7 protein-coding genes and 4 pseudogenes are annotated in these 13,382 nt (G+C 56.0%); 2 read left to right on the forward strand and 9 right to left on the reverse strand.

Going from position 1 to position 13,382, the window contains the following annotated elements:
• Nucleotides 1–213 precede the first annotated feature (213 nt).
• Both AC3WJW_RS18705 and AC3WJW_RS18710 read right to left on the reverse strand, forming a co-directional pair.
• Complete coding sequence (locus AC3WJW_RS18705; protein ID WP_493726944.1) at nucleotides 214–480, reverse strand: hypothetical protein; 267 nt, start codon at nucleotides 478–480, stop codon at nucleotides 214–216.
• A 163-nt stretch (nucleotides 481–643) separates the two neighbouring features.
• A complete protein-coding gene (locus tag AC3WJW_RS18710; RefSeq protein ID WP_493726945.1) occupies nucleotides 644–793 on the reverse strand; it encodes a Cro/CI family transcriptional regulator in 150 nt (49 codons plus the stop codon).
• Between the two features lie 588 nt (nucleotides 794–1,381).
• Between AC3WJW_RS18710 and AC3WJW_RS18715 the strand changes: the two are divergent.
• Nucleotides 1,382–1,693, forward strand: a pseudogene (locus AC3WJW_RS18715) (hypothetical protein); the annotation flags it as partial.
• A pseudogene (locus tag AC3WJW_RS18720) lies at nucleotides 1,690–3,019 on the forward strand (DNA cytosine methyltransferase); the annotation flags it as partial. The pseudogenes AC3WJW_RS18715 and AC3WJW_RS18720, both read left to right, overlap by 4 nt.
• Before the next feature lie 938 nt (nucleotides 3,020–3,957).
• Here the strand turns inward: AC3WJW_RS18720 and AC3WJW_RS18725 are convergent.
• The 7 genes and pseudogenes from AC3WJW_RS18725 to AC3WJW_RS18755 form a co-directional block, all read right to left on the reverse strand.
• Nucleotides 3,958–5,085 carry an OpgC family protein gene (locus AC3WJW_RS18725; RefSeq protein WP_493726946.1) on the reverse strand — a complete coding sequence of 376 codons (1,128 nt, stop codon included), beginning with the start codon at nucleotides 5,083–5,085 and terminating at the stop codon, nucleotides 3,958–3,960.
• A gap of 342 nt (nucleotides 5,086–5,427) precedes the next feature.
• Nucleotides 5,428–5,724, reverse strand: a pseudogene (locus AC3WJW_RS18730) (transposase); the annotation flags it as partial.
• An 86-nt stretch (nucleotides 5,725–5,810) separates the two neighbouring features.
• A pseudogene (gene tnpC / locus AC3WJW_RS18735) lies at nucleotides 5,811–7,330 on the reverse strand (IS66 family transposase).
• A gap of 130 nt (nucleotides 7,331–7,460) precedes the next feature.
• A complete protein-coding gene (gene tnpB, locus AC3WJW_RS18740) occupies nucleotides 7,461–7,646 on the reverse strand; it encodes an IS66 family insertion sequence element accessory protein TnpB (RefSeq protein WP_493726958.1) in 186 nt (61 codons plus the stop codon).
• Between the two features lie 822 nt (nucleotides 7,647–8,468).
• Entirely contained in the window at nucleotides 8,469–11,642 is a 3,174-nt protein-coding gene (locus AC3WJW_RS18745) for a hypothetical protein (protein ID WP_493726947.1), read from the reverse strand.
• Between the two features lie 304 nt (nucleotides 11,643–11,946).
• Nucleotides 11,947–12,516, reverse strand: coding sequence for an adhesion domain-containing protein (locus AC3WJW_RS18750; RefSeq protein WP_493726948.1), 570 nt, complete (start codon nucleotides 12,514–12,516; stop codon nucleotides 11,947–11,949).
• 231 nt (nucleotides 12,517–12,747) lie between these two features.
• Nucleotides 12,748–13,382, reverse strand: a 635-nt coding sequence (locus tag AC3WJW_RS18755; protein WP_493726949.1) for a ZirU family protein, incomplete at its 5' end; no start/stop codon positions are given.

Genomic DNA, 13,382 nt, shown 5'->3' on the forward strand with positions numbered 1-13,382 from the left:
ACGCCCCCGGCGTTCTACCGACAAGAATCAATCTTTAAGGTTTTTCCTACAGAATCAAGATGAAAATTGACGTTTAATTCACTCCAGAGCGCTGGTTGCTACAGGGATGTGTCGCGTGTTGGCGAAGTTGTCAAGCGACCAGCGCTCTACCTCTTGAAAAAACAACCAATCTTACGCGCAAATGCATGGCATGCGTGGCGTGTTTTTTGGCATTTATTCTTCTTTCGGCACCTTAAAGACCTCCGGTAGCTCCACATACGACCGGAAAGCCTTGACCAACAATCCCCACGCATCGCATCCATCGGGCCACTCGAGAAAACTCTGCACCTTGCCCTGATGCTGCTCGCACAACTCTCGATCCTCCTCAAAAATGAACTCAGCACCTGCGGAAATTCCTGCCGTCTGAACTCGGCCCGCACCAGGCGCCGGATCATTTCCACATTGCTGACTGGTACCGGCATTGAGTATTACCGTCACCATTGATCATCTCTACTTCCATTTTTAAGGGGGCGACATTGCGCCCCCCTACTCATCAGGATTCTCTCGCGAGATATCAGCATTGGCTGGAAGGCTGGGCGGCGATATGTTTCGGAAGACCGCAGGTTCCGATCCGAAATACTTGATCTCGTAAGCGGCCAAAAAATCACCCCGCATCAGTGATGCGGATGATGATTTTTCGGTCTGAGTTGATGGCTTTGCGGATTGCGCGGGGCGATAAATGAACGTAAGACGCCGCGAATTTCTGCGTCACTTTTTCAGCAAATTCAGTCAACGTAATTTCAATCATGAGCATCGGAACTCATAAAAATTCAATATTTCAGGCTTTCCCTACAGAGAAGAGCAGCGACCTAACATTTAATTCGTTCCAGGACGCTGGCAGATGCATGGGGATGCATGGGATAAACCCTTTCGGGAAAATCGGGCTTATCCATTTGCCAGCGTCCGTTTTCGTGGTTGTAACTCATCAACAGGCTTTACCGCGACCAGTGTTGGCAATCTCTGGTCGCGTTTTTTTTTGCTTGATTTCAGCCGTTCCAACCCGATTCAAGATCCCTTTTTATCGCTGTATTTGAAGGTGGCGTTACCTGCGCCATGGCCCGATATAGGTCCACTGATCCGGCGATAGCTGCTCGCTCCTGCAGCGTGCTACCAAGGACGTCCAACGCGAAATACAGCAAGGCATCACAGCGTGCGCGGTCAATATTCTGCGGTGCCCCATCGACAGTGATGGATAAGTACTCACAGGGCTGATCGTGCATACATAGCCCTGGCCAAGCTTGCCCCATGGCGTAACCAGGCTTAGCACTCCCCGCGGAATGGTACCGCCATCGGTCAAAATTCCAGCGGGTACTGCCCCGCGAAAGATGGCGCGGAGATAGTTATGTCTACGAATATGCGAGTTTGGGAAAAGGGTCGAAACGACGGAAAACCGGTTTACGAAACCTGCCACCGTCAACGGTCAGGACATTACCAGCCTAAACGACACGGTAATGATCATGAAGGCAACCGAGATTTTCGGACCTGTTGGCATGGGCTTTGGTTGGACGGTGATGGAGGAGCGCTTCGATAAAGGCGCTGAGATGTTCAGTGGCGACGGCGACAAGCGTTACAGCCTAGGTCATGAACTGAACCACACCTTGAAGAGTTCTGTTTTGTATTGGATGGCCACCGGTGCGAGCTGGAGCAATACGGCTGGCCACTTGCGGCCGGCATCTGCTGGACCAGATCAACAAGGTGCTGGGTCACTACGGCTACGCCGTCGCCGAAACCACGCACGACTGCGGCGTCATCGGCGGCCTGGCCCAGAGCCGCAACCGCTTCTTACTGGTGGCCCGCCATATCGAAAAGGTGCCCCCATTCCTGTACGAGCCGGAAAAGAAGACGCTCAAGTCGGTTGGGTCAATCCTCGGCCGCATTCCGCTCGCCGGCGACGTCGAATCCGCGAGCCCGATGCACCGGGTACCGGCGCTGCAATGGAAAACATGGGTTCGCCTCGCCCTGGTACAAGCAGGCAAAGACTGGCGCAGCCTGAACGATCTGGCGATCAAGGACGGTTATCTGCGCGACCTGGTGATTGTTCCGGAACACCGTGGTGGTTTCCTTGGTGTGCACGGCTGGAACGAAACAGCCGGTACCCTTGCTGGTCGCAACAGACCAACCAACGGTGCGTTCTCGGTAGCGGATCCACGCGCCAAGGCTGGCACCCTTCAATACCAGCATACGGTGTTCGTCGTTGGGACGAAACCAGCGGTACGGTCATCGGCGTGAAGTCGCCCGGGCAAGGGACGTTAAGTGTTGCTGCCCCTCCCGTTACCCAGGTATCGGTCATGCGAAATACAACGTTGCCGATTGGGGGCGGAACCTCTCGCACGGTGATTTCAGGCAGCGCCACAGGGTAAGGCGCGTTTACCGTGTCCGATCCTCGTTACACGAACTGGCACCCTAGCACCAGCACGCGAAAGCTTCGGGTTGCCCACAGGACAAGACAGCCGGCACGGTAACTTACTCGCAAGAGGTGACCAGCGGCGCCCTATCAATCGCCGATCCGCGTCCAGGCATGAAGCGTACGAAGGGCGATGCCTACCTGACTGGCGGCCATTACGGTGTTGTCGGCCGGAATGAGCAATGCGGCGCCGTTTCGGCAAGCGAACATCAGGACAACGGCCGGTGGTCTTTCGCTGATCCACGCATGCCGGAGGCCAACGACCAGTTGCCCTGCGTTATCGAAAGCCTCGACGGCACCTGGCACCGGCCTTTCACCACGCTGGAGTTAGCCGCGCTTGAAAGTCTGGTTGAGCCGAAGGAACAGTTCGAGCTGGACGGCCTGAGTGATCAGGCTTGGCGGGAACGGATCGGCAACGTGGTACCACCAGCGGCCGCCGAAGCAATCGCCCACGTAATGGGTACTATCCTACTGCTGGCCGCCGCCGGTGAAACCTTCATGCTCAACAGCATGCCGATCTGGGTTCGACCAGTAGCGGTTGGATTGAGCATTGAACACCACGAGACTCAATCCTGACTATCGCGACTAACTTCGCCATAAAGGGTGAGCTTCCAGCCGCAATACGACGGTACAAGTCAGCGTTTGGGTGAGCGCTAGTTTGCTCAGAATATGCTCAGGCGTTCTGATTGCAAAAGTTAGAACCCACCCTCCTTGCATCGCCAGCGCCCTAGAGTGAACGACATACCTTCGAACCTCATCCGCGCTGATGCCCAAGACATCAGCAAACTGCTGATTAGTCGGAACGCTATTCACTCCTGCACTCCCTGTTAGGTATCACGCCGAATATTCAATCAATAGACCACAAATCAGGTGCACGCCACCAAACGACAGACATGGGGCATTCAACCTGAACAGCAAGCCGATCTGGTTACACCAGATCGCGATAGGATCAACAGTTTTGAGTCAATCAAAGTCTGTATTTGAACGTGTGCGATTGTCACTCTCCGGCGCCATTGTTGGAGACCCTGATCGCCGGTTCGATGGAGTACGAGCAAGGCGGCAACACCAGGATGATTGCGGTGCTGATTGAGTCAGCTGTCGGGTTGTGGGCGACGTGCGCAAGCAAATAAAAAAACCGCATTTGGGGGGCTTTTAGCGATACTGAATTTACATACGCTGTTCTTCGCGAGCGACTTCACGTAGCGCCTTGATAAATTCGATCTGCTCTTGATCCGACCATTCACGGGCAGGCAAGCCGGTAGGCGCAGAAACAGGGAGCGCATGCCATGACAGACGAACCGAAGCCTAGGCCAGCTGCTGGACGGTTCGTGTCGTTCTTTAACTGACAAGCATGAAGGGATAGCCCCGCATCAAAAACCATCACCACTCAAGGAAGAGCGGTGATGGCTATCACGTCGTCGGAAATCTGGCGCTAGGTGTAGACGGCTGAGCCACTGAAAGCGGTTATTTTCATGACCTCTGTTTATTACGTCCGGGAGGCATCTATTAAACCGTTACGTTTTGGTCTTAATCAGCGCCGACCGACTCCAGCGCTTGCTCAGCTCCAGCCACATCGCGAGCGCCGCCATCAGTACCACCCCCAAAATGGCACTCAGAAACTGCATCGACAAGGCGTCGGCGGCTAACGAGTTACTCATGTCGGCCAAGGGCGCCAGAAGAACACCGAAACAAAACACCTCCAGTGAATACCGCCCCATTCGACAGCACTGCTGCGCCAACCAATTATTGGTCCACCCATCGGCGGGCAAAATGACTGCCGCGACATAGGCCAGAGCAAGAAAATGGAGCAGGCGGGCCGGTGACAAATTAGTTTTGCTCATGGGGTATAACCAGTCATTCAGAATGACTGGCATGTAAGCCTCAAGCACTGCGGGCCAATTACCGGCCAGCGTTATTAAGCCTGCTATCAGTAGGTAAGTCGTCGCCGCTATAAACAGGACCTGGCACAACAATCCTCCCCGCTCAGAGGGGCGAGGATTCTGCTGATAGCACGCGGCCGCACCTCCCAACACAAACAGCAGTTGCCAAGCCAGTGGATTGAAGTACCACATCCCCCCATCATGGTTTGGTAAATTCCACTCAAACCAGCGCGCCAGCAAATAAAACAGGATCGACAGCCCCACCATGTACAGGGGGCGCTGCAAGAGCACTGGCAAGATGAGTGGCAGAATGGCCAAGAGCATAATGTACAGCGGGAGTGGATCCATCAGGTACGGCTTGAAGCGCAGCAACAACCCGTCAATGAGGGCCAGTTGCGGATTGCTCAGGAAATACTGCAAGCCCATCTCCTGGGCCAAGTCGCGGGTTTCCACTTGGTTATTGGCATAAAACACCAAGCCCATCAATAACGTCGCCAGGAAAATATGCACGACATACAACACCCAGGCGCGACGCAGAATTTTCAGGCTTGCGGCAAGGTAGCCATCGCGCCGAGCAATTTTTCCATAAGCCAGAACGGCCGCGTACCCTGCCAGGAATACAAAAATCTCGGTCGCATCACTGAAGCCAAAATTACGCACCGTCAGCAGCGCAAGTGGATTATGTGGGACATGATCCCAGAAAATAAATATCAAGGCCAAACCACGAAAAAAATCAATGCGCGGATCGCGAGTAGTCAGCATGAGTATGTGCTCTTGCACCAAGTGCAGTTCGATATCGCAGGTTACGTGATTAGTGATTACGTGCCTGCGCCAAGCTCAGTCTAGTCAATTTCCAAGGGAGTTTCGGATAGGTTGGGTCGCTTCGCAGGCAGTACCGACACCTTTCGAGAGCTGGCCCTATTGTAATGAGCAAAAAAACTGACCAACGCGATCAGGCGTTGGCCAGCGTAAAGTGGCCGTGAAGCCTTCTCCATGAAAAGAGGGCCTAATAATAACTTTGACAGTACACGGCGAACTGTAGGGGATTCCTGAACCTTCCGTGATCCAAAGGGGCGGTGGCGAGCCAGATCGAGTCGATGCGGATCATCGTGTCAGCTCCCGGACAAATCGGGCGCAACCGCATGGATCGCGGCTGGGCCAGTGCACCGTCAGCTTTCCTTTCCCGGACGGCACATCGATGCTGATGGATGCCTCAGGACTGGCTTGAGTTTTCGGCTCCAGTTTTAAGGGAATGAACGAGGGTAAGTGTTGTGAGGCCACGTTGCGATCAACCGAGTTCCATCTGCGCACCACATTGGCATTGATCCCGTGACTGAGCGCGACACCGGCGATGGAGATACCGGGCTGCTGACGCTCTTGTATAACTTGGGTTTTGAAGGATTTTGAATAGGTGTTTCATTGGCGCATGGTGATCCTCGCGTTAAGGGAAACTGCATGTAAGCGTCCGGTGAACACGCCCTGCGTAGTTAAACGGACACCCACTTGTGCGGCAGCAACTCCGTAATCTCACTCGCCCGCTGCGTCGGCAGGCGAGTTAAAACGCCCTTCAAATAAGCATATGGATCATGCCTGTTCATGCGCGCGGACTGGATCAAGCTCATGATCGCCGCCGCCCGTTTTCCGCTGCGTAGCGATCCGGCAAACAACCAGTTCGAACGCCCAAGTGCCCACGATCGGATCTGGTTCTCGACCGATTGTTGTCGATGGGCACAGCCCCATCGTCGAGGTAGCGCGTGAGCGCTACCCAGCGTTTAAGGTTGTAGTCCAGGGCTTTGGCCGTCGCTGATCCATTGGGCACCAGATCTCTCTGGGCTAACATCCAGCAATGCAGCGTTTTGATGTTCGGTGCTGCTTTTTCCTGGCGTATTCGCCAGCGATCCTCATCGCTCATGTCCCGCACCTGACGCTCAACTTCGTACAGGCCGCCAATCGAGTGCAATGCTTGTTCGGCCAACTGACTTTTGTTTGCCACGTGCAGATCAAAAAACTTGCGGTGGGTATGGGCCATGCAGCCAATTTCGGTGATGCCTTTCTCGAAGCCTGCTTTGTAACCGGCGAAGTCGTCGCACACCAACTTGCCATTCCAGGAGCCGAGGAAGTTGCGCGCATGCTCGCCCGCCCGGCTCGGGCTGAAGTCGTAAACCACGGCTTTGTGTGCCGAAAACGGCGTGGTGCTGTAGGCCCAGACATACGCTCGGTGGGTTTTCTTCTCACCCGGTGCAAGCATTTGAACCGGGGTTTCATCGGCATGGATCACGCCTTGGGCGAGCACCGAGTCACGCAGCGCATCGACCAAAGGCTGAAGCTGCACGCCGGTTTGCCCACTGCGCCAGTGTCGAGCGAGCAATCGTCAGTCCGGCGCGGTCAAAGATTTTCTCGCCGGTACAGCGGCAGGTGGTCAGCGAACTTTGCCACCATCACATGAGCCAGGAGGCCTGCGGTCGGGATGCCCTTGTCGATTACCTGGGCTGGGACCAGTACCCGGATCAGCATTTCGCACTGGCGGCAGGCCCATTTTCCACGTACATGTTGTTCGACGGCGAACACGCCGGGCGTGTAATCGAGCTTCTCGCTGACGTCTTCGCCGATGCGCTGAAGTTGGCAGCCGCAGGCGCACTGGGTGTTTTCCGGTTCGTGATGGATCACGGTGCGTGGAAATTGCGGTGGCAGCGGCGCACGTTTGGGTTTCTGGCGTGGCTCGGCCTGTGCCGGCGCCAGTGCCGGATTGACTGCCTTCAACTCGGCTTCGATGGCCGCGATGTCAGTGTCGAGCAAGCGGCCTTGGTCAGGACTCAGTTCTTCGCTGCGCAGGCGAACTTGTGCCGCTTGAGGATGACGATCTCATGAGCGAGTTGCTCGTTGACCGTTTCGAGGCGTTGGATTTCTGGCCCATCGAGTCGACCTGGGACAGCATCTGCATGGCCTGCTCGGCCAAGGCGCGCAGCTGTTCCGGTGTCATCTGGTCGAGGTTGGGCGAGGAGGTCATGCCGCTGATTGTGCCAGAGCAGGCCCACAGCGGCGATAAACCGATAGGCTAATAGCAGGTGCTACAGCACTGTAATCGAGCCGCCCGCGCCGACCCGCTGCCATAGCAAACCCAGTACCAAGGCTTGAAGCTACTCGTTATCAAGTTCAACTTCTGATCCGCGACGGATGCCGGGCCAGTGAAATCTGCCTTGGTTTAGTCGTCGCGCTGCAAGCCAGATCCCAACACCGTCGTGCACCAGAACTTTCATCCGGTTGGCCCGGCGATTGGCGAAGAGATAAGCGCTGTGCGGCTTCGCCGCACCGAATACTGCAATGACTCCGGCCTACGCCGCCTCGGTACCGGCGCGCATATCCATCGGCTCGGTGGCAATCCAGATGGCGTCAATGTGAGTCACTGGGCAAGCTCACGGATAAAGCGTGCGCATCCTTCAGAGTCGGAGATCGGCCACTTCACGGTGAGTTTTTGTTGGCCGAAAGGGATCTCGATGCTGACAGCCATTTGCTGATCGGGCTGGGGTCGGGGCTCTAGTTTCATCGGGACGAAAGCGGGCAACGCTGGTGACTGATGGTCACGATAAGCAGTATCCACTTTCGAACCAGGTTGGCGTTGATGCCGTGGCGCAACGCTACACTGGCCATCGAGACGCCTGGTTGCAGGCACTATTGGACGACTTGGGCTTTAAAGGGTTTGGGATAAGAGATTCTTTGGCGCATGGCAATCCTGACGGTAAGGGCGGTGGTGTCCACGTATTTTTTAAGTGGACACTATCGCCATTATGGCTGGGATCGAGAAGGTGTGTTCGCCGGCCCCTTACATTGCGTATGCGTTACCTCTGTAAGGTCTGAATCGCAGTTACGAAAAAACCGCACATTTGCGCGGTTTTTTGGTAGGAAAATTTGAGTTTGGGGCTACGGTGCGCACCACCCTGCGGCGGTAAACAGGCCCAATAAACAACGTGGTAAACAAGGAAAACGGCCAAAGCCGCCTGGCGCATCCAGTACAACAACCGCCGTGCACAAAAAAGTGCACGGCGGAAAGGATCTTGACGCTGGTTACCACGCCACTGGTTACCAGCAATCACGGCGCAGCAGTCTAACAAGGGCGCAACTCGTTCGTACCAGTCCCCCAGGGAATGTTACGGGATGATGTCAGCGGTTGTTTGGAACGCTCCATACTGCATCCCCCTGTTCAAGGGACCTGTCGCGGATACGGGGGTAATGTAAACCTCTATACGCTTACCGATGTCGGTGGTGCGCAGTAAGTAAGTCCTTGCCGTCCCCTTACCGCAAGCCTCACCACTCCAGCACCAGTTAAATTCGGTGGCGCCCTGCAAGTCACCATTGGCATCAGCATAAGTATAGTTCGCGGTCAGCGTCTGGCCAACCTTAAGTATGCCTGAGATCGAACCATTGGTAAGCGTGGGCGCTGCAGGAACAGTTATCGGCCCCGAATGAACGTCCAGTGTGGCGGCTCCAGTAGTGGGGGTTCCCGTCGCGGCTACCGGTATTACGACCACAGTGATTTCCTTACCCGCGTCGGCCGAGGTTAAAACGCGAGTTCGACTTGTATTCGTGACACAGCTTGCTCCCTCACCACGCCAACACCACTTCACCTGGGTTGCCCCTTCTAGATCCCCATCAACATCCGAATAGTTATACCTGACCGTTAATGTTTGACCGACCTGCCTGATGCCATCGAGTATCACGTCTCTGGCCACGGGAGCTACGCCTGGTCTCGCCGCAACGACTGTCGAAGCGCCAAAAGTGGCCTGCGCGCCCAGCTGTGGCGTACCCGTCAGGGCCCTTGGCGTTACGTGAACGCCCATGTTGGCGCCTTGCTCAGCAGCCGTCAGTCTATAGGTCCTAGCGGTCGCTCCTGTAATTGGAGTCCAGGCACCACTACCAAACTTCCGCAACCACGAATAGACACTTGCGCCTTCCAAGTCCCCATCGGCATCAACATACGTGTAGTCAGCCGTTATGGTCTCCCCAACTCTTTGCGTGCCGGTGATACCCCGAATATTGGCCACGGGAGCCGAGCCAGGTCTCGCCGCAACGACTGTCGTACCGGTGTTAAAGTTGACCTCCGCGCCCAGCACTGGCGTACCCGTCAGGGCCCTCGGCGTTACGCGGAAGCCCATGATGACGCCTTCTTCAGCAGCCTTCAGTATATAGGTCCTAGCGGTCGCTCCGGCAATTGGAGTCGTTTGCCATACACCACCGACCTTGCGCCACCACGAATAGACACTTGCGCCCTCCAAGTCCCCATCGGCATCTGAATACGTGTAGTCAGCCGTTATGGTCTCCCCAACTCTTTGCGTGCCAGTAATACTCCGAGTAGTGGCCACGGGAGCAGAGCCTGGTCGCGCTGCAATCGTCCCCGAATGTACGTCCGCTGTCTGACTCCCATTAGTAGGAAGACCTGTCGCGGAGACGGGGGTGACTCGAACGGTCATCTCGCGCCCCTGATCAGCGGGGGTCAGGGTGATGCTTTTCCCCCGGTCAGAGCAGGACGTTCCAACGCCGCGCCAACACCAGTTATATTTGCTAGCCCCTTGTGCATCACCGTCTATGTCTGTGAAGGTGTGATCTACGGTTAGAGTTTCGCCGACCATCCGGTTACCGACAATAACCACCGAGCCAGCCACAGGAGACGAGCCTGGTCTCGGCGCAATGGTGTTCTCGCCTAAAACCCCACCATCACCAGTCGTCTGGTTGATTGGCACACCCGTTGTTGGCAAGCCTGTTCGAGCAATCGGTGTGACAACTGCGTTCAACGACTTCCCTTCGTCTGCCGCCACTGGGGTGTAGGTACGGGCAGTTGCGCCCGAAATGTTGGACCACCCTCCTAGACCCGTGCGACGTTTCCATTGGAACGTGGTAGCCCCTTCATTATCACCATCAGCATCGGAGTAGACGTAATTCGTCTCCAAGCGCTCGCCGACCATACGAGTCCCCACGACGGCGGGACTGCCATGAGTGGCCACAGGCGGCACGCCTAGTTTCGGGGCTATCGGACCCGAGTGAAGATCCACCGTTTTCACGCCGGTGGTAGGTGTACCTGTCGCAGCAACAGGCGTCACCCAAACCGTCACGTCGCGCCCCTCATGCGCGGTGGTCAGCACAAACGTCCTACTATTGTTAGTAATGCATGAGCTCGAGACACCACGTGTGCACCAGGTAATTCTGGTCCCCGCCTCAAGATCATCGTCCACATCCGAATAGAGGTAATCCACAGTCAGGGCTTGGCCCACCTCTCGGATACCTGTCAGTGTCACACCGCTGGCGACCGGAGCCGAACCCGAAGCCGCCGCGATGGTCACTTCAGGTGTCGTATGGGGCGCACCGTTCACCGGGAGACCTGTCAGCGCTACGGGCGTAATGACCGCGCGGATCTGAAATCCTTCATCATCCAATGTGGCGACGTAACTGGAGCCTGTCTCTCCCGAAATGTCCGCCCAGGCTCCTGATCGATTTGTACGCCACTGGAAGGTGGTCTCACCCTCGAGGTCGCCATCGCCGTCGCTGTAAGTATATTCAGCAGTCAAGGTGCCGCCCACTATAGCCTCACCAATGAGAGCGCCGCCATTAGCGGTCGGTGGCAAGCCGGCACTCGCTGCAATCACGTTGGTATCAGGGGAGCGCACCGTCAAGCCGATTTTATCCGTGCCCGTCAACGACACTGGCGTGACCTCAACGGCCACGACGTGTCCTTCGTCCATATTCTCTAGTTGATAAGTGCGATCAATTGCACCGGGGATGACCGCGGTATCCCGAAACCATTGAAACGTACTGGCAGCCTCAATATCACCATTACCATCCTCATAGGTATATTCCGCTCGCAGCACCTCATGAACGGTAGGGATGCCCGAAATAGAGACGGCAGAGACTACCGGCTCTAGGCTTTCCGCGACAATTTGCGCAGTTTGCACAATACCAACCTCCGGATCGGCAGGTGCGGCTGACGCTGGGGTAACCTCTAAACCGACCCAAGCCCCATTATCAGCAGATTGAACGGTGTAGGAAGATGTCGTTGCCCCCACAATGACCGTTCCATCACGTGTCCACTGCAAACGCGACTCGTTGCTATCACCATCGGCGTCGCTGTAGTTATAAGCACCACGCAATTCAGCGCCTACGTCTGGTATGCGGCCAGGACGAGAAAAGTTGGTAATCGTCACGCTGTCGACCTCGGGCGCACGACCTTTGACCGGGGTCGTCAAATCGCTAATATTCGCGAATGCACTAACGGCTCCCACTGTCAGCACTAAACCGAACAGCATCCTGCCAAAAAAATATGATGATTTCATTTTAACCTTCATTAAGCCTGATGCGATTACGTGCCCCTCCTTTCACGGGGCACACTCAAACGACATGGCAGTAGCCAGTAGCCAGTAGCCAGTAGCCAGTAGCCAGTAGCCAGTAGCCAAAAATTGGCTGTTTACAAGCCAAATAGTTGCTAGGAACTCCTTCAGCATTCCGCACCATCAAACTCACGACATTTCAAAATATGTCCAGTTTGTGCTGCGCTAATTGAGTACGTCTCAATCGCTACTTCGCGCTTTCGCAAGCTGCAAGAACGCTAGAACGCTAGAACGCAAAAAGCACCAGCCATCAACGCACACACGCCACCTGAAAGGTGCCGCTGTCATCGTTGCTGCTTGTATTCCCATAGCGCAGGCCGACGGCATAGTGCAGACCTTTACTTTGAGAGGTGCTGGACCAGTAACTATCATTTCGTCCTCCGCAACGGCCAAAGAGCGGCCATCCATGTACTGAACACATATCTGTATTGCTGATATAGCCTAAATTTGGGTAGGCCACTGGCGAAGAAGTCGCCCCAATAAACAGGTCTTTCAACTCGGCTTGCGTGGGCAACCGAGCACCGCTCGCGAGACTAGCGCAATAAGCATTCGCTTGAGACCAGTCCCGAAGCGTCGTATCCGGCTTCAAGTACAACCCGAGAGGGGATGCTGTTACAGTCATTGCTGGCGTCGCCGAGAGGCCCGCCGCCAGTCTAGATTTTGGCGATACCGACAGAGATAAGGTATCCCTGGTATCCGCTGCCTGAACAACCACAGCTTGCATCAATAACAGCACTCCACTAGCCAGACCGAATAGGAAGCATGCACTCATTCTTTTTACCCAAAAATTCAAACGAGTTGCAGAGACCTCCCTCTTCATCACAACAACCTAACTAGGTGCTCGACGAACCGGATCGTTCACTGCCTCTCGTCTTCTCAACGCTGCTTAACCATGGCCACAAGAGCATAGCTCTGTTATGTCGCGTGACCCGAAGAACAAATGTCACGACTCAAGATGCCCTCCTACCCCTCATGACGAAATCACAATCGATCCCGCCCCGGTCGACGACAGATTGGGCTCGGACAGTGGGCGAGCCACTGTCCTAGTCCCTTAAGGCATACTCACTTCCACCCGCACCCGACGTCTCTGATCCCCCCCGACCGGCATATAGCTTTCGCTGTTCGTGCCGACATTGACGTAGGTATCACTGGCCACCGCCGTTTCAATCTTCCACTGATAGTTGAAGCTTGCTGCGCAGGTCGTCGCGCAGGAGACCTGAGCGGTCAGTAGCGTGCCCACTTGTGGATAACCACCCACCTCACCACTGACGATCACAGTGCTTGGCGCTACCGGATCGATGACTTCGCCGCCGGCACCGCCACCGCTCACGCCAGGGGCGGTCGCGGTGCTCAGCCGGCTTGGCACGCCGGTCACACCCAGGGCGTTTTTCGGTGTCACTTCGAAGGTCAGCACGCTGCCCACGTCGCTCACCGCCAGGACGTATTGCCCGGTGGTTTCAGCGTGACCACCGCCCGACCATGCCAGGGTCGAGGCGTCAGTGGTGTTGCCGCCGTTGGCGTCAAAACTGTACACGCCGCTCAGGGTCGAGCCCACGTGCAGGACACCGGTGATGTCGGTCACAGTCGCGATCGGCACACCGGCCGCGTCGATGACTTCGCCGCCGGCACCGCCACCGCTCACGCCAGGGGCGGTCGCGGTGCTCAGCCGGCTTGGCACGCCGGTCT

The sequence above is a fragment of the Pseudomonas sp. GW821-FHT07G06 genome (assembly GCF_058986625.1).

What these genes read in the sequence shown, in the direction of transcription:
- AC3WJW_RS18725 (WP_493726946.1), bottom strand. Translation starts at nt 5,085, where the DNA reads ATGCTGACTACTCGCGATCCGCGCATTGATTTTTTTCGTGGTTTGGCC.
- AC3WJW_RS18745 (WP_493726947.1), bottom strand. Translation starts at nt 11,642, where the DNA reads ATGAAATCATCATATTTTTTTGGCAGGATGCTGTTCGGTTTAGTGCTG.
- AC3WJW_RS18705 (WP_493726944.1), bottom strand. Translation starts at nt 480, where the DNA reads ATGGTGACGGTAATACTCAATGCCGGTACCAGTCAGCAATGTGGAAAT.
- AC3WJW_RS18750 (WP_493726948.1), bottom strand. Translation starts at nt 12,516, where the DNA reads ATGAAGAGGGAGGTCTCTGCAACTCGTTTGAATTTTTGGGTAAAAAGA.
- AC3WJW_RS18710 (WP_493726945.1), bottom strand. Translation starts at nt 793, where the DNA reads ATGCTCATGATTGAAATTACGTTGACTGAATTTGCTGAAAAAGTGACG.